Source organism: Arthrobacter sp. 2MCAF15 (assembly GCF_052115605.1).
Lineage (GTDB): Bacteria > Actinomycetota > Actinomycetes > Actinomycetales > Micrococcaceae > Arthrobacter.
On record NZ_JBFRGZ010000001.1, the window covers coordinates 1 to 15,703 of the forward strand.

Annotated in this window: 15 protein-coding genes; 11 read left to right on the top strand and 4 right to left on the bottom strand. The window is 67.7% G+C overall.

The window, feature by feature from the left end; translation table 11 throughout:
• Positions 1-224: 224 nt before the first annotated feature.
• Positions 225-1,286, bottom strand: coding sequence for a nitronate monooxygenase (locus tag AB4089_RS00005; protein ID WP_441407308.1), 1,062 nt, complete (start codon positions 1,284-1,286; stop codon positions 225-227).
• A gap of 87 nt (positions 1,287-1,373) precedes the next feature.
• On the opposite strand from AB4089_RS00005, the gene AB4089_RS00010 reads away from it, so the two are divergent.
• The 9 genes from AB4089_RS00010 to AB4089_RS00050 all read left to right on the top strand — a co-directional run bounded on the left by AB4089_RS00010 (position 1,374) and on the right by AB4089_RS00050 (position 10,393).
• Positions 1,374-2,276 (top strand): N-acetylglucosamine kinase, encoded by a 903-nt coding sequence (locus AB4089_RS00010; protein ID WP_441407657.1) that lies wholly within the window; start codon positions 1,374-1,376, stop codon positions 2,274-2,276.
• A gap of 35 nt (positions 2,277-2,311) precedes the next feature.
• Positions 2,312-2,767, top strand: a complete 456-nt coding sequence (locus tag AB4089_RS00015; protein ID WP_441407309.1) for an NUDIX hydrolase — start codon at positions 2,312-2,314, stop codon at positions 2,765-2,767.
• A 275-nt stretch (positions 2,768-3,042) separates the two neighbouring features.
• The gene (rsgA, locus tag AB4089_RS00020) at positions 3,043-4,299 is read left to right on the top strand and encodes a ribosome small subunit-dependent GTPase A (protein WP_441407310.1); all 1,257 of its coding nucleotides are present in this window, start codon (positions 3,043-3,045) and stop codon (positions 4,297-4,299) included.
• Between the two features lie 238 nt (positions 4,300-4,537).
• Positions 4,538-5,641, top strand: coding sequence for an ABC transporter ATP-binding protein (locus tag AB4089_RS00025; protein WP_441407311.1), 1,104 nt, complete (start codon positions 4,538-4,540; stop codon positions 5,639-5,641).
• A complete protein-coding gene (locus AB4089_RS00030; protein WP_441407312.1) occupies positions 5,641-6,381 on the top strand; it encodes an ABC transporter permease in 741 nt (246 codons plus the stop codon). The genes AB4089_RS00025 and AB4089_RS00030 overlap by 1 nt, the downstream gene beginning before the upstream one ends.
• Positions 6,378-7,124 (top strand): ABC transporter permease, encoded by a 747-nt coding sequence (locus AB4089_RS00035; RefSeq protein WP_441407313.1) that lies wholly within the window; start codon positions 6,378-6,380, stop codon positions 7,122-7,124. The genes AB4089_RS00030 and AB4089_RS00035 overlap by 4 nt, the downstream gene beginning before the upstream one ends.
• On the top strand, positions 7,121-8,086 hold the full coding sequence (locus AB4089_RS00040; protein WP_441407314.1) for an ABC transporter substrate-binding protein: 966 nt from the start codon (positions 7,121-7,123) through the stop codon (positions 8,084-8,086). The genes AB4089_RS00035 and AB4089_RS00040 overlap by 4 nt, the downstream gene beginning before the upstream one ends.
• 162 nt (positions 8,087-8,248) lie before the next feature.
• Positions 8,249-9,469 (top strand): pyridoxal phosphate-dependent aminotransferase, encoded by a 1,221-nt coding sequence (locus AB4089_RS00045; protein ID WP_441407315.1) that lies wholly within the window; start codon positions 8,249-8,251, stop codon positions 9,467-9,469.
• 69 nt (positions 9,470-9,538) lie between these two features.
• Positions 9,539-10,393 carry a polyphosphate kinase 2 family protein gene (locus AB4089_RS00050; protein WP_441407316.1) on the top strand — a complete coding sequence of 285 codons (855 nt, stop codon included), beginning with the start codon at positions 9,539-9,541 and terminating at the stop codon, positions 10,391-10,393.
• A gap of 48 nt (positions 10,394-10,441) precedes the next feature.
• Here AB4089_RS00050 and AB4089_RS00055 read toward each other — a convergent pair whose 3' ends face one another.
• Together AB4089_RS00055 and xseA are read right to left on the bottom strand one after the other, a co-directional pair.
• On the bottom strand, positions 10,442-10,672 hold the full coding sequence (locus tag AB4089_RS00055; RefSeq protein WP_441407317.1) for an exodeoxyribonuclease VII small subunit: 231 nt from the start codon (positions 10,670-10,672) through the stop codon (positions 10,442-10,444).
• A gap of 74 nt (positions 10,673-10,746) precedes the next feature.
• Entirely contained in the window at positions 10,747-12,030 is a 1,284-nt protein-coding gene (gene xseA, locus AB4089_RS00060; protein WP_441407318.1) for an exodeoxyribonuclease VII large subunit, read from the bottom strand.
• A gap of 257 nt (positions 12,031-12,287) precedes the next feature.
• On the opposite strand from xseA, the gene AB4089_RS00065 reads away from it, so the two are divergent.
• Both AB4089_RS00065 and AB4089_RS00070 read left to right on the top strand, forming a co-directional pair.
• Positions 12,288-13,148, top strand: a complete 861-nt coding sequence (locus AB4089_RS00065) for a hypothetical protein (RefSeq protein WP_441407319.1) — start codon at positions 12,288-12,290, stop codon at positions 13,146-13,148.
• A 9-nt stretch (positions 13,149-13,157) separates the two neighbouring features.
• Positions 13,158-14,246 (top strand): 4-hydroxy-3-methylbut-2-enyl diphosphate reductase, encoded by a 1,089-nt coding sequence (locus AB4089_RS00070; RefSeq protein WP_441407320.1) that lies wholly within the window; start codon positions 13,158-13,160, stop codon positions 14,244-14,246.
• 106 nt (positions 14,247-14,352) lie between these two features.
• On the opposite strand, the gene AB4089_RS00075 is transcribed toward AB4089_RS00070, so the two are convergent.
• A complete protein-coding gene (locus AB4089_RS00075; protein ID WP_441407321.1) occupies positions 14,353-15,591 on the bottom strand; it encodes a DNA recombination protein RmuC in 1,239 nt (412 codons plus the stop codon).
• Positions 15,592-15,703: the final 112 nt, after the last annotated feature.

A 15,703-nucleotide genomic window follows, 5' to 3' on the forward strand; every position in this document is an offset into this window, starting at 1 on the left:
CATCCAGAATCGCGTGCTTCTGGTCGGTAGTGAAGTGCTTCCGGTTCGAAACACGAACAGGCATAACGAAATCCATGATGGACCTTCCCCCGCACTGCACCGGCTCCAGCAACAGGGAACCTGTCACACAACAGCCTGACACACAGGGAGACATCCGCGGTTTCGCACGCTTCCGGCGATTTCGACGCCGGCGTGTGTAGGCGCCGGTCTGGGCGCGTCGGGCGTCAGCGGCCGGCGAGCAGACCGCGCACAACGTCGGCCACGGGGCCGGCCTGGGCCTGCTGCCAGCCCGTGCCCGCCCACAGGTTCAGGCGCTCCGCGTCTCCCGCTGCGGCGGCCGCGGCCCGGATGGGGGCCGTGAGGTGGTGGATGGCCGGGTAGCCAACAGGTGCCTCGGGGTGGTCGCGGACGAATTCGTTCTCCAGGGAGCGGGCCTGCCGGCCGGTGAAGGCGCGGGTCAGCCGGGTCCGGCTGAAATGCGGATCGGCCAGGGCATCCTTGTGCAGCCGCCGGGTGCCGGCTTCATCCGTGCGGAGGAACGCCGTGCCCAGTTGGGCTGCAACCGCGCCCGCTCGCAGCACAGCATCGAGCCCAGCAGCATCCATGATGCCGCCCGCGGCCACCAGCGGGAGGCCGACGGCGGACCGCACCTGGGCGACCAGCTCCGCCGTCGTGCCGGCCGCCTCGGATCCGCTGGCCTGGGATCCGCCAGCTTGCAATCCCGAGGCCGGAAGGAACGCCCCGCTGTGCCCGCCGGCGCTCGCGTGCTGCACCACGAGTGCGTCCACACCCTGGTCTGCCGCCTGCAGGGCCTCGGCCGCGGTGGTGACAGTGGCAAGCACCGCCGAGCCCGCCCGCTGCAGGGCGGCGACGACGTCGGGACCCGGGAGGCCGAAGGCGAAACTGACCAGCTCCACGGGGTCCGCCAGCAGGGCCTCGATCTTGGCCTGCCACTGGTCATCGTCATCGAGCCGAAGCTGCGGGAGCTCCACGCCGTAACGCCGGGCATCGGCCAGCAACTGCAGCCGGTAGTCCTCGAGTTCCGCCAGCACCGATGCGGGCGGCGGCAGCTGGGCCGGGTCCGGGACGAACACATTCATGCCGAACCGGGCTCCGGACGCCCGGGTGGCCCGGATATCCGCCTGCATGGCGCCCACGCTCTTGTACCCGGCCGCCAGGAAGCCCAGGCCGCTGGCGCGGTGCACGGCCTCGACAAAGGCCGGCGTGGAGGTTCCTCCGGCCATGGGCGCCGCGATGACGGGTGTGCCGACAAGATCGTAGGGCATTGCGGGCTCCTTGCAGCGATTCAGTAACCTGTTCGAGTGACTAACACTGATATGCCGCCGGCTGCGGACTCCGTTCCATCTTCCACCATGCCCTCCGACGCGGCGGTGACGGGTGCCGTGATCGGACTGGACATCGGCGGCACCAAGACCCGGGGCGTCCGGTTCGAGAACGGCGCGCCCGTGGCCGACGAATCAGTGGGCAGCTCCAACGTCCAGAACGTCACGCCCGAGGAAGCGGCCCGCAACCTGGCGGAACTCTTCGCCAGGATCGGCGGGGGAGACGTCGCCCAGGTCTACGTCGGAGCCGGCGGGATCGACACTGACGACGACGCCGCGGCCCTCGCGGCACTGATTGCCCCCCACGTGCCCGGCGCGCGGATCACGGTGGTCCACGACACCCGTCTGCTGCTTGCCGCTGGCGGCGCCAGCACCGGCGTCGCAGTAATCGCCGGCACTGGCTCGGCGGCGTGGGGCCGGAACAGCCGCGGCGGGGAAGCCCGGGCCGGCGGCTGGGGATACCTGCTCGGCGACGAGGGCAGCGGCTACTGGCTGGGCCGGGAGGCCGTCCGCCACAGCCTGCGGCGGATGAACCAGGGGCTGGAACCGGACGAACTCAGCAGCGCCCTGCTGGCATCCTGCGGTGTGGACCACCCCAACATGCTGATCGCACTCTTCCACTCGCCCGCGACCGGACGCCGCTTCTGGGCCCAGCAGGCCCGGCTCGTGGTGGAAGCTGCCGGCGCCGGCCATGCGCCAAGCCAGGCCCTCATGGACCAGGCCGGGAGCGACCTCGCCGAGCTCGCCGCGCAGACCGTCCGGCAGCTCGGCCTCGAGGGTCCCGTCATCCTGGGCGGCGGGCTCGGCATGAACGTGCCGCGGCTGCAGGAGTCCTTCCGCGCGGCACTTGCCGCCGCGGGGATCACCGATGTCCGGGTCCTGGAGCAGGAACCCGTCTTTGGAGTGCTCCAGTTGGTGGCCGAACAGCAGTAGCAGGAGCGAATCCCTCCGGCTACTACGCTGGAGGGATGAGCATGCAATTCGACACCAGGCCCGCCGCCTACGCCGTAATTATCCGTGATGCCGAGATCCTCCTGGCGTACTGGAAGCAGGACGGCCGCGAGGGCTGGACGCTGCCCGGCGGCGGGCTGGACCTGGCCGAACACCCGGTGGACGGCTGCCGCCGCGAGATCCACGAGGAAACCGGCTACAACGCCGAGGTCGGCGTGATGCTGGGGATCGACGTCGGCCACTGGCCGTCGGAGGTCCGGCTCGACGGCGGCGAGCGGGGCTTCCAGTCGCTCCGGCTCGTCTACGAGGCGACGATCACGGGCGGGGAGCTGCGCCACGAAGTAAATGGCAGCACCACCCACGCGGCCTGGATTCCGCTGGATGCGGTGGCCGAGCTGAACCGGGTGTCGCTGGTGGATGCCGGACTGCGTCTGTACCGCGAGAGGCCGCTGAACGGAAAACTTTCCGGCTAAATTGCTGGCCAGGCGCGGGCGCCTTGGCTATTCTGTAGAAACCGCCTGGAAGCGGACGCCACAGCAGGCCACAGCAGGCCGGCAAACGATGGGGAGGTGGAAGCAATGAATGCGATATTTCTGAGTGCTCAGCGCACCGAATCAAGCCACATCATTACTCCTGCCCCGTCCCACGGCGCGGCCTAGCCATTCAGCGCTAGTTTCCACGCACCCGCGGCACACGCCGCCCGCAGCGTATCTGCGCCGCACCACGGGGCCCCATCAAAGGGTTTTCGTTGATCATTCATGCTGCATCCCAGGGCGCCGGCAGCGCCCAGTCCACCCATTCCGCATCTTCCCCTGAAGGGCTTTCCCCTGAAGGATCCGCCTATGAGGACAGCCCCGCCGGCCCTGTCCGCTACGGCTACACGGCCGGCATCGCGGAGCGGTTCGCGGCCCATCCCGTGCCGGGGGGCCACCGCCCGGGCCGCGTCATCCGGGTAGACCGCAACCTTGTCCTGGTGGCCGACGGCGACCGGACCGCCCACCTGCCCTACCCCCGCGGAGGGGACCTTCCCGCCACCGGGGACTGGGTCTGGCTGGGTTCGAACGCGGTGGGGGAGCCCGCCATCGTGGGCATCCTGCCGCGCCACTCGGAGCTGAGCCGCAAGCGTGCCTTCGAGTCCTCCTCCGAGGCGCAGGTCCTTGGCGCCAACATGGACGTCGTCGGCATCGTCGTCCCCGTGGATCGGCCGCTCACGCACAACCGCCTGGAACGGACGCTGGTTGCCGCGTGGGACTCCGGCGCCAAACCGCTCGTGATCATCACGAAGGCGGATCTCGCGGATCTCGCGGACGACGTCGTGGGGACGGTCGTGCGCCAGGCGGCCGGCGTCGACGTCGTCACCACCTCCGCCGAGTACGGCGACGGCCTGGACGAAGTGCTGGGCCACCTGCCGCTCGGCGGCACCCTGGTGCTGCTGGGACCATCGGGCGCCGGCAAGTCCACGCTCATCAATGCGCTCGCCGGGGTCCGGGCCCAGGAGACCGGGGCAGTCCGCGCCGGCGACGGAAAGGGCAGGCACACCACCACGTCCCGCGAACTGGTTCCCCTGCCCGGCGGTGCCGTCCTGATGGACACTCCGGGGGTGCGCGGCTTCGGGATCTTCGACGCCGAGGAAGGCATGGAAGAAATGTTCGGCGACCTCGAAGAACTCTTCGGCCACTGCCGGTTCTCCGACTGCGCCCACGGCAGGGAACCCGGCTGTGCCGTCCAGGCCGCACTCGCCGACGGCGTCCTGGATGACCGCCGGTGGGCCAGCTACCTGAAGCTGCAGCGCGAACTCGCCGCCCTGGCCCGCCGCCATGACGCGGCGGCCCGGCGGGCCTACCAGCGCGAATGGCACCAAAAAATCGCGGTGGCGGGCAAGAGCCAGCGGGCAGCCGAACGGGAAAGCCACGAAAACGGCCCGGGCCACGGCAAGAACAGCGGCAAGGGCGGCCACGGCAAAGGCAAGAGCGGGGCCAAGAACGGCCGGCAGCGGCCCCGCTGAGGCAACCGGCGCTGCCCCAACGCTCCGGGTGCCGCGCCGGAAGCATTTTCGGCGTGGCACCCATCCGGATTCGTTGTGCTTCCGAAGCCTTACGGGAGCCGTGGCGCCGCTGACTGCATTTCCATGACATTGTCATGAGTGCTGGTTAGTCTAAGTGCTAACTGCTTTATGGCCAGCACACTGATGAAGTTGGCTGGTCCCTGTCGATGTTGCCACCAACAGTTAGGTAAGCCCGGAAATGGCCGAAGCCATGATCGAGTTCCAGAACGTCACGAAGCAGTACCAGGGTGGCCAGCCCGCCGTCGACGGGCTGACTATGTCCATCGACAAGGGCGCCATCACCGTGTTCGTGGGACCCTCCGGCTGCGGAAAAACCACCTCCCTGCGGATGATCAACCGCATGGTGGAGCCCACCTCCGGCGTAATCACCGTCGACGGCGCCGACGTCACCTCGGTGCCCGCCGCGCAGCTGCGGCGGTCCATGGGCTATGTCATGCAGTCCTCCGGGCTGATGCCGCACCGCTCGGTGCTGGACAACATCGCCACCGTTCCCCGGCTGAACGGGGTATCCAAAACCGAAGCCCGCAAGCGCGCCCAGGAACTGCTCGACGTCGTCGGGCTGGCCTCCTCGCTCGGCAAGCGGTACCCGTCACAGCTCTCGGGCGGCCAGCAGCAGCGCGTCGGCGTGGCCCGGGCGCTCGCGGCCGATCCTCCCGTGCTGCTCATGGATGAGCCCTTCAGTGCCGTGGACCCTGTGGTCCGCGACGAACTCCAGAAAGAGCTGCTCCGGCTCCAGCATGACCTGGCAAAGACGATCGTCTTCGTCACCCACGACATCGACGAGGCCACCGTCCTGGGCGACAAAGTTGCCGTCTTCGCCGTCGGCGGCAAACTGGCGCAATACGCCGCCCCCGCGGAGATCCTGCGGGCTCCGGCAAACGAGTTCGTGGCCGCCTTCGTGGGCCGCGACCGCGGATTCCGGCACCTGGCCTTCAGCCCCTCCGACGGCGTCACCATCCACCCCGTCCGGACGGTCACATCCGAACTGCTCCAGCAGGAGGGGAGCTCCGATGAATGGCAGCTGGTGGTCGATGACACGCTGCGCCCCCTCGGCTGGGCCGGGCCCGGCACTGCCACCGGTGCCGGTCCGGCGATGGTTCCCGGCGGCTCCCTGTTCCGCAAGGGGGACACGCTCCGCCGGGCCCTGGACGCGGCGCTGTCCTCCCCGTCCGGTCTCGGCGTCGTCGTGGACGACGACGGCCGGGTGGCCGGCGTTATCGCGGCCGCCGAAGTCCTCGCCGTGATCGAGTCTGACCGCAGCATCCGGCACAGGGGGCTCTGATGCAGTGGTTCCTGGCCAACAGCGCGCAGGTCTTCAGCCTCGCCGGCCAGCATCTGATCCTGGCCATCCTGCCGATGGTGTTCGGGATCCTCATCGCCATCCCGCTGGCCCAGCTCGCCCGGCAGAACAGAGGGCTTCGGTCCACGGTGCTCACAGGCTCCTCGCTGCTCTACACGATCCCGTCCCTTGCGCTTTTCATCATCCTGCCCACCGTCATCGGAACCCGGATCCTGGATCCCGTCAACGTGGTCGTGGCCCTGACCATCTACGCGGTCGCCCTGCTGGTGCGCGCCGCGCTGGATGCCTTTGACTCGGTGGACGAGGACCTGCGGCAGGCCGCAGTCGCCATGGGTTTCAAACCCTTCGCCCGCTTCATGCAGATCGACCTGCCGCTGTCCCTGCCGGTCATGTTCGCCGGGCTGCGAGTGGTCTCGGTCAGCAACATCTCGCTGGTCAGCGTCGCGGCGTTGCTCGGCATCGGTAACCTCGGAATGCTCTTCACCTCTGGGCTGCAACGCGATTTCGTCACCGAAGTGGTGGTGGGCATCATCGCCATCCTGATCCTCGCGCTGCTGATGGACTCCATCCTGGTCCTGCTCGAACGGCTGCTGACTCCCTGGACCCGCGCCGCGGGGGCTAAGGGTGCCGGCGCCGATTCGGACGCCGGCCATGACAAGACGGGTGCCCCCGCTGCGGCGATGCGGCTTTCGCGTCCCAAGACCGGAGGGGCAAACGCATGAGCAATGTCGTCACGGACACTTTTGCCTGGCTCACCGATCCGGCGAACTGGTCCGGCAGCGCCGGAATACCCGCCCGGCTGGCCGAACACCTGTTCTACACGGGCCTTGTGATGGTGATCGCCACGGCCATCGCCGTCCCCATCGGCCTGTACGTCGGGCACACCGGCCGCGGGCGGGTTGCCATCGTGGCACTCGCCGGCGCACTGCGGGCCCTGCCCACGCTCGGCCTGCTCACGCTGTTCGTGCTGCTCGCCGGCATCGGCCTGATGCCGCCGATCTGGGCCCTGGTGATCCTCACGGTCCCGCCCCTGCTGGCCGGCACGTACGCCGGGATCTCGAGCGTGGACCGCAATGTGGTGGACGCCGCCCGCGCCATGGGCATGACCGAATGGCAGGTCCTGTTCCGGGCGGAATTCCCCAACGCGCTGCCTGTGATGTACGGCGGCTTCCGGACCGGGGTGCTCCAGGTGATTGCCACGGTCTCCGTGGTCGCCTACATCAACCTGGGCGGCCTGGGCCGCTACCTGTTCGACGGGCTCGCGCTTTCGGACTTCCCGCAGATGCTGGGCGGCTCACTGCTGATCGCGGCCCTCGCCATCGCCGTCGACCTTGTCCTTGCCCTGATTCAGAGGCTGTTCCTGTCACGGGGCGCCTCGTCACAGCCAAACCGCAGCCAGCAGGCTGCGGTTGATCTCACAGATCCCGTACTCGCGGGGACTGTTGTTCAAGGAGGTACGTCATGAAGGAATCCCGCCCACCAGCCCTCGGCAGGCGCGCATTCGGCGCCGTGGCCGCCGGCGTCGGACTGGCCATGGCCCTGTCCGCCTGCGGAGGCTCATCCAACCCGCTCAGCTCGGCCCCGGCCAGCAGCGGTGCCGCCTCCGGTTCCGGCGGCGCCCTGGTGATCGGCTCCGCCGATTTCCCGGAGAGCCAGATCCTGGCAGAGGTTTACGCCGGCGCCCTGAACGCCGCGGGTGTGACCGCCAGCACCAAGCCGAACATCGGCTCGCGCGAGGTCTACATCAAAGCAGTCCAGGACGGCTCCGTGGACGTCGTTCCCGACTACAGCGGCAACCTCCTGCTGTACGTAAACAAGGACGCCACCGAGGTCTCCGCAGAGGACATCGCGAAGGCCCTTCCGACCAAGCTCCCGCAGGGCCTGGCCGTGCTGGACGCCTCCAAGGCCGAGGACAAGGACGCCATGGTGGTCACGAAGGCCACCGCCGAGAAGCACCAGCTGAAGTCCATCGAGGACATGGCCAAGGTATGCGGCGATCTCGTGATTGGCGCCCCGGCGACCTTCGCCGAGCGCGCCTACGGGCTGCCCGGGCTGGCGAAGAACTACAACTGCGTGCCGAAGAAGCTCGAACCGTTCAGCGACGGCGGCGGCGCCGTCACGCTGAAGGCGCTGCTCTCTGACCAGGTCCAGGTCGCGGACATCTACACCACCACCCCCTCCATCCCGGACAACGACCTCGTGGTGCTGGAGGATCCGAAGAACAACTTCATCGCCCAGCAGGTGCTGCCGCTGTACAACACGGCCAAGATGACGGACAAGGCGAAGGAAGCCCTCAACTCCGTGTCCAAGGTCCTCACCACCGAAGACCTCATCAATCTCAACCGTGCCGTGAGCGGCAGCCAGAAGCAGAACCCGAAGGATGCCGCGGACGCGTGGCTGAAGGAAAAGGGCATCGTCAAGCAGTAGCGAGACCCTTGACTGCCGACGACTGACTGCAACCGTTTGGCTGCCACCGACGCCGGCGTCCGGGCCCACAGCCCGGACGCCGGCGTCGTTGTTGTTACTGCCGGGTCAGCGTGTGAGTCATGTCTCAACGGAAGTACATCCGCCATATGGCATATTTGATGAATGGCAGAATTCAAGCAGTCCACCAAGCTTCATAATGTCCTTTACGACATCCGTGGACCGATTCTTCAGGCCGCCCAGCAGATGGAGGCGGAGGGTCACCGGATCCTCAAACTGAACATCGGTAACCCGGCCCCTTTCGGGTTTGAAGCGCCGGACGCCATTTTGGTGGACATGATCCGCCACCTGCCGCATGCCCAGGGCTACAGCGACTCGCGCGGCATTTTCTCGGCCCGCACCGCCGTCTCGCAGTACTACCAGACCCGCGGGATCCAGAACATCCACGTGGATGACATCTATCTCGGCAACGGTGTCAGCGAACTGATCACCATGTCGCTCATGGCCCTGCTCGACGGCGGCGACGAGGTCCTGATCCCCACACCGGACTACCCGCTCTGGACGGCCTCGGTTGCCCTCGCCGGCGGCAAGCCCGTGCACTACCTCTGCGACGAGGAAACCGGCTGGCAGCCCGACCTCGAGGACATGGAAGCGAAGATCACCCCGCGCACCAAGGGCATCGTGATCATCAACCCCAACAACCCCACCGGCGCTGTGTACCCGGAATCCACACTGAAAAAGATCGTCGCCCTCGCGGAGAAGCACGGCCTGGTGCTCTTCGCCGACGAAATCTACGAGAAAATCCTGTACGAAGACGCGGTGCACGTGAACCTCGCCGCCCTCACCGGCGACGACGTCCTGTGCCTGACCTTCAGCGGACTCTCCAAGGCCTACCGGGTGTGCGGATTCCGGGCCGGCTGGATGGCCATCTCCGGGCCGAAAAAAGACGCCGCGGACTATCTTGAGGGCATCAACCTGCTGGCCAACATGCGCCTGTGCGCCAACGTGCCGGCCCAGCACGCCATCCAGACTGCCCTCGGCGGCTATCAAAGCATCAACGACCTGATCCTGCCCGGCGGACGCCTCCTGGAGCAGCGGAACAAGGCCTACGACATGCTCAACGCCATCCCGGGCGTCAGCACGCAGCAGGCCCGCGGGGCCATGTACCTGTTCCCGAAGCTGGACCCCGAGGTCTTTCACATCCGCGACGACGAGAAATTCGTGCTGGACCTGCTCCGCGAACAGAAGATCCTGCTCTCCCACGGCCGGGCGTTCAACTGGGTCCGGCCGGACCACTTCCGGATGGTGACACTGCCAAACGTCAAGGACCTCGAGGAAGCAATCAACCGGATGGCGGACTTCCTGAGCCGATACAAGGGGAACTAGGCTTCGTCTCAGCAGCGCTGCTGGTCGAACGCCCGGCAGGCGGACTGCCCAAACCGGAAAGAGGCTTTGATGGCAGATGTCGTGGACTTCGACGAACACCCTTCCGAGACCCTGAAGACAGGGAAGAAATTCAGCCTCCAGGACGTCGACCCCGGCTCCACCCCGGGCTACGACGGTGACAAGGCTGCCGGAGAAAAGCTGCTCAGTGAACTCGACGGCAAGCTGACGCAACTGCAGGAGCAGCTCTTCGCAGAGTCCCGGACCGGCGGGAAGAAGCGTGTGCTGCTGGTCCTGCAGGCGATGGACACCGCGGGCAAGGGCGGAATCGTCAACCATGTGATGGGCCAGATGGATCCCCAGGGCGTGCAGCTGAAGTCGTTCAAGGCGCCCACCCCCGAGGAACAGTCCTACGACTTCCTCTGGCGGATCGAAAAGGAAGTGCCCGCTGCCGGCATGGTGGGCGTCTTTGACCGCTCCCACTATGAGGATGTCCTGATCCACCGGGTGCACCGCTGGGCGGACGCCGAGGAACTGGAGCGCCGCTACCGGGCCATCAACGAATTCGAGGCCCGGCAGACGGCCGCCGGAACGAAGATCGTCAAGGTCATGCTGCACATCAGCCGCGGCGAGCAGCAGGAACGGCTGCTCGCCCGGCTGGAGGATCCAGCCAAGAGGTGGAAGTACAGCAGCAACGACCTTAAGGAACGGGCCTTCTGGGGCGACTACATGGACGCCTACCAGGCCGCGTTCGAGCAGACCAGCTCCGAGCACGCGCCCTGGCACGTCGTCCCGGCCAACAAGAAGTGGTACGCCCGCATCGCCGTGCAGCAACTCCTCCTGGAAGCACTCGAAGGCATGAATCTCCAATGGCCGGTTCCGGACATGGACCTGGACATGGAGCGCGAACTGGTCCAGCGGTCCTGAACTGCGCTCTTAAAGGGCCGGTGACAGCCGTCTGTGCAGGGCTGGTGCCTAGCTCTTTTCGGCGGCGTGGTCCCGGGCCGCGGCGAGCCGCTTGCGGGCGCCTTCGAGCCACTGTTCGCAGCGCTTGGCCAATGCCTCGCCGCGCTCCCAGAGTGCGAGGGATTCCTCCAGGCTGGCGCCGCCGGCCTCCAGCTTGCCGACCACGGCGACGAGCTGCTCGCGGGCGTCCTCGTAGCTGAGGGCCTCGATGTCGGCGTTGGGGATTGATTCTGCTGCCATGTGTGTGCTCCTTAGTTGGTGCGGTCTCTGCTTCCGCGATGTCTGTTCCTGCAGTGGTTAGGCGTGTTGGCGGGTCATTCCTCGGCCGGCTCCTGGCCGCCCGTGGACTGGGCGGTGAACCGGCCGCCTGCCACCCGTACCGTGAGGTCCGTGCCTGCGGGCGCCTGCGAAGGGTGCCGCACCACGTCCCGGTGCGTCGCCGCGGCTGTTCCATCGCCGGCGAGCTGGACCACGGCGTAGCCGCGATCCAGCGTCTTCTGCGGCGAGAGTGCGCGCACCTGCGCCTTGAGGTGGACCAGCTGGTCCGCGGCCCGGACGACGGCGGTGCTGATGGCCGCGTGCGCGCGGCCCTTGAGCCGTTCGACGTCGTCGTGGCGGTGGGTGATCATGACATCGGGCGAGAGCAGCACCGGGCGGGAGCGCAAGGATGCCAGCCGGTCACCCTCGCGCTCGACGAGCCGGGTAACCCCGCGCCTGAGCTGATCCCGGGCCTGCCGGACCCGGACGAGCTCTTCCGCGACATCAGGCACGATCCTCTTCGCGGCATCGGTGGGCGTCGAGGCCCTGAGGTCTGCGACGTCGTCGAGGATGGGCCGGTCCGCTTCGTGCCCGATCGCACTCACCACGGGGGTGGAAGCGTCCGAGACGGCCCGGATGAGCTCCTCGCTGCTGAACGGCAACAGGTCCTCGAGCGCGCCTCCGCCGCGGGCAATGACGATGACATCGACGACGGGGTGGGCATCAAGCTCCCGCAATGCCGCGACCATCTGGGCTACGGCGGTGTTGCCTTGGACGGCGACCTCGCGGATCTCGAATTCGACGGCCGGCCAGCGGAGGGCAGCGTTGCGCAGCACATCCTTCTTGGCGTCAGAGTCCCGCCCGGTGATCAGGCCGATCCGGTGCGGGAGCAGCGGAAGCCGCTTCTTGCGCGAATCGGCAAAGAGCCCTTCGGCGGCGAGGGCCTGGCGCAGCCGTTCGATCCGCGCGAGGAGGTCGCCGAGCCCCACGGGACGGATGTCCTTCACGGACATGTTCAGGCGGCCCGTCTTGAGCCAAAATTCGGCCTTGATCAGTGCCACAACCCGGGAACCGCGTTCCAGCGGAGCGGCCTGACGGTCCAGCACGGTGGTCCAGACCGACGCCGGCAGCGAGATTTCGGCGTCGATGTCCCGCAGCGTCAGGTAGGCGTTGCTGCCGCGCCGGTTGAGCTCGATCACCTGCCCCTCAATCCATGCCGAGGGCGCGCGGTCGATGTGCATCTTGAGCTTCTGGGACAGCAACTGCAGCGGCCAGGGGTTGTCCGGGCTGGTTTCAGCTGCGGTGGCCGGCAGTGTCGTGGCCGCCGCGTCCTCAGGCATGCGTGGGTTCCATGGCCGGTAGTGCCTGCTGGAGTGCCTTGTAGGGGGCCCTGTGCATATGTGTGCGTGTCCTTTGCTGCATGCCCTAATTTGGGGGGACTGCCGGCGGCCCGCGTTTCGGCGGGCGGGTGCCGGCCGGCAGCCGGAAGTTGTCGCTTTCAACTCTATCCATAGCTCTACCACCGGGGCCCGACTTTATGGCCGCGCCCGGACCCGTCCTAGGATGGGAGGGACGCCATCAACCTCCTAGGAATCCTTTGCGCACTTTTGTCTCCGCCGCCGCTGTCCTCATCGGGCTCGTGATGACCGCCGTTGCGGTTCCAGCCATGTGGGTGGACCGGAACATCGTCCAGGAAGAGGGCTTCGTGGCGCTGACCGCGCCGCTGGGCAAGGACCCGGCCTTCCAGCAGCGGCTGGCCAGGGCCGCCGTCGCCGGCGTGGCCTCCAGCGCCGGCATCCCCGAAGCCTTCACCGAGCTGGCACGCCCGATCCTGGACAACGCGGCCCAGTCACTGACGGGACTGCCCGGCTACTCCGAGGCCTGGGCTGAAACCCTGCGCAAGAGCCACCGCCTCACGTTCGCAGACCCCAGCACGCTGCCGCCGGAGGTCGACGGCACCTCTTCGCTCACCCTCGATGTCGCGCCGCTTGCCGGGCTTGTGGCCAAGCAGGTCGCCGACGCGACCACCCTTCCGCTGGAGGCCCCCGGACAGGTGCTGATCCATATCGGGCAGTCCGACCAGCGCCAATGGATTGAACGCGTCACCGTCTACGCCCCGATGGGGTACGCCGTTGCCGTCGGCGCGGCCATCGCTTTCGCCCTGGCCTTTGTCGCGGCCCGACGCCGGTGGACCGTCCTGGCCGGCATGGGCCTTGGTGCGCTGGTGCTTGCCGGTGCGTGGAAGCTGGCCGGCGATGCCGCCGGAGCCGCCGTCGCCCGGACCTCGAGCGGCAACGATGTGGCGGAGCTCTTCAAGAACGAATTTGTCGCGGCATGCTCGGCCAGCTTCGGCCAGTGGATCGCCGCGACCGCCGTGGCGGGCGGTGCCCTGCTGGTCGCCGGACTTGCTGTCCGCGTTCTCGGGGGCCGCAAAAGGGCCAACATTGAACACCGGTAGCATGGGAGCATGACCACCACCGCTGTTTCCGTTCCGATGCCATCCGTACCGCGCCGACGGCGTTCACCGGAAGACGTCCTGGCGGCGGCCCCCGTCGCCGGACCGAAAAAGGTCCTGCTCGCGGCCCCGCGCGGCTACTGTGCCGGCGTTGACCGTGCAGTCATCGCCGTGGAAAAAGCCCTGGAGCACTACGGCCCGCCGGTCTACGTCCGCAAGCAGATCGTGCACAACGTCCACGTGGTCAGCTCCCTTGAAGAGAAGGGGGCCATCTTCGTCGACGAAACCGACGAGGTCCCCGAGGGCGCCCTCGTGATCTTTTCCGCGCACGGCGTCTCGCCCGCCGTCGTCCAGTCCGCCGAGGACCGCGGGCTGCGCACCATTGACGCGACCTGCCCGCTGGTCACCAAGGTGCACCGCGAAGCCGTCCGGTTCGCCAAGGATGACTTCGACATCCTGCTGATCGGCCACGACGGCCATGAGGAAGTCGAAGGCACCGCCGGCGAGGCCCCCGAACACATCCAGATCATCAACGGCCCGCACGAAGTGGACAAGGTCACGGTCCGCGACCCGGAGAAGGTCATCTGGCTCTCGCAGACAACCCTCAGTGTGGACGAAACCATGGAGACTGTCCGGCTCCTCAAGGAGCGGTTCCCCACCCTGCAGGATCCGCCCAGCGACGACATCTGCTACGCCACCACCAACCGCCAGGTGGCCATCAAGAAGATCTCGCCCCAGGCGGACCTTGTGATCGTGGTGGGTTCTGCCAACTCATCGAATTCCGTCCGCCTCGTGGAGGTCGCCCTGGAATACGGCGCGAAGGCCTCCTACCGGGTGGACTTCGCCAACGAGGTTGATGAGGCCTGGTTCGAAGGCGTGGCCACCGTGGGCGTGACCTCCGGGGCCTCCGTCCCCGAAGTGCTTGTCAAGGACGTGCTCCGGCTGCTGGCCGACTATGGCTACGGATCGGTCGAGGAAGTCGTCACCGCCGAGGAAGACCTCCTGTTCTCCCTGCCCAAGGAGCTCCGGGCCACGCTGAAGCAGGCAGGCGACGTCACCCGTGCGCTCGGCGGCCGCGGCACCCGCCCCGAACAGTCCTAGTCAACAGTCGTAGGGGCTGAACGATCCTCGGGCGGTTCAGCCCGTGCACTGAACAGCCCCATGCACTGAACAGCCCCGTGCACAGAACCGTCGGACCTGATCAGTCCTAGGCCGCGGACTCTTCGGTTTCGTCACGGGATTGCAGCTCCGGGGCTGCGACCGCCCGCGGCGTCACTTCGACGGCTGGGGGAGTGGCCAGGCCGGCGGCTTCCAGGGCGTTGAGCTTCCTCGCTGTGGGCAGGACCCTGGCCTCCAGGGTCCCGACCATCGAGTTGTACCGCTCCACCGAGGTCTTCAAAGAGGACCCCAGCTTGGTGACGTTCTCGCCGAGGGTACCCATCCGGTCGTAGAGCTGCCGCGCGAGCTCGAAGAGTTCCCGGGCGCTGTCCGTCAGCACGTCCTGGCGCCACGTGAACGCCACCGACTTGAGCACCGCCAGCAAGGTGCCGGGGGAGGCCAGGACCACGCTCTTGGACAGCGCGTAATCCAGCAGGGCCGGGTCCGCCGAGAGGGCGGCGGCCAGGATGGACTCCGCCGGCAGGAAGCAAACCACCAGCTCCGGCGAATTGCCCGGGATGTCCCAGTACTTCTTGCTGCCCAGCGCGTCCACGTGGGCCTTGAGGGCCTTGGCATGGGCGGCCAGGTGCACCTGCTGGCTGCCGGGCAGTTGGGATGACGGCTGGCCTGCCTGCGCTGCGCCAAGGTCCTGGGCAGCCAGATACGAAGCCAGGGGAACCTTCGCGTCAACAACGAGCTGCTTGTCGCCGGGCAGCTGGACCACGAGGTCGGGCCGGAGGCTGCCGTCGGGGCCGGCGCCGTGGGCCTGCCCGCTGTGGACCTGTTCGTGGAAATCCACATGCCGCAGCATGCCTGCCGCCTCGACCACCCGGCGCAGCTGGACCTCGCCCCACTGCCCGCGGGCGCTGTTGGAGCGCAGGGCGGATTCCAGCGCATGGGTGGACCGCAGCAGCTGCTCGTCGGACAGCCGGGCCTCCTGCAGCTGCTGGGCGAGCTGTCCGTACTGTTCCAACCGGTCGCGTTCGAGCAGCGACACCTGTTGCTGCACCGCCGTAAGCTTCTCCGCCACCGGAGCCAGCGCCCGGAGCACACTGCCGTCCTGGTTCCGTGACTCGCCCAGCTCCCTGTTCTGGGCCGCGAGAAGGCGCCTCTCGGCGTCGGCAGCGGCGAATTGGGCGCTGACCTCGGACAGCCGGGCCGAGACGGCGTCGAAGTCGTGTTCCACGGCCACATTTTGCCGGCGGAGCAGGACATAGACGGCCCCGGCGCCGGCAACGGCGCCCGTGAGCAACATGAGCAGGGCGAGAATCAGTGCAAAAGCATCCATGGCTTCACTCTGGCATGCCCCTGTGACAGTTTTGGCTTCGACGCCCGGGAGCGCCCCGAACACGCAAGGGCCGACGCCCCGGCCGCTGCCCTCCTTGCGGGCCGCCGCAAAG

Bases quoted from the DNA above. Each gene is read 5' to 3' on its own strand.
- AB4089_RS00005 (WP_441407308.1), bottom strand. From the start codon at position 1,286: ATGCCCTACGATCTTGTCGGCACACCCGTCATCGCGGCGCCCATGGCC.
- AB4089_RS00010 (WP_441407657.1), top strand. From the start codon at position 1,374: ATGCCCTCCGACGCGGCGGTGACGGGTGCCGTGATCGGACTGGACATC.
- AB4089_RS00015 (WP_441407309.1), top strand. From the start codon at position 2,312: ATGAGCATGCAATTCGACACCAGGCCCGCCGCCTACGCCGTAATTATC.
- AB4089_RS00025 (WP_441407311.1), top strand. From the start codon at position 4,538: ATGGCCGAAGCCATGATCGAGTTCCAGAACGTCACGAAGCAGTACCAG.
- AB4089_RS00030 (WP_441407312.1), top strand. From the start codon at position 5,641: ATGCAGTGGTTCCTGGCCAACAGCGCGCAGGTCTTCAGCCTCGCCGGC.
- AB4089_RS00035 (WP_441407313.1), top strand. From the start codon at position 6,378: ATGAGCAATGTCGTCACGGACACTTTTGCCTGGCTCACCGATCCGGCG.
- AB4089_RS00040 (WP_441407314.1), top strand. From the start codon at position 7,121: ATGAAGGAATCCCGCCCACCAGCCCTCGGCAGGCGCGCATTCGGCGCC.
- AB4089_RS00045 (WP_441407315.1), top strand. From the start codon at position 8,249: ATGGCAGAATTCAAGCAGTCCACCAAGCTTCATAATGTCCTTTACGAC.
- AB4089_RS00050 (WP_441407316.1), top strand. From the start codon at position 9,539: ATGGCAGATGTCGTGGACTTCGACGAACACCCTTCCGAGACCCTGAAG.
- AB4089_RS00055 (WP_441407317.1), bottom strand. From the start codon at position 10,672: ATGGCAGCAGAATCAATCCCCAACGCCGACATCGAGGCCCTCAGCTAC.
- xseA (WP_441407318.1), bottom strand. From the start codon at position 12,030: ATGCCTGAGGACGCGGCGGCCACGACACTGCCGGCCACCGCAGCTGAA.
- AB4089_RS00070 (WP_441407320.1), top strand. From the start codon at position 13,158: ATGACCACCACCGCTGTTTCCGTTCCGATGCCATCCGTACCGCGCCGA.
- AB4089_RS00075 (WP_441407321.1), bottom strand. From the start codon at position 15,591: ATGGATGCTTTTGCACTGATTCTCGCCCTGCTCATGTTGCTCACGGGC.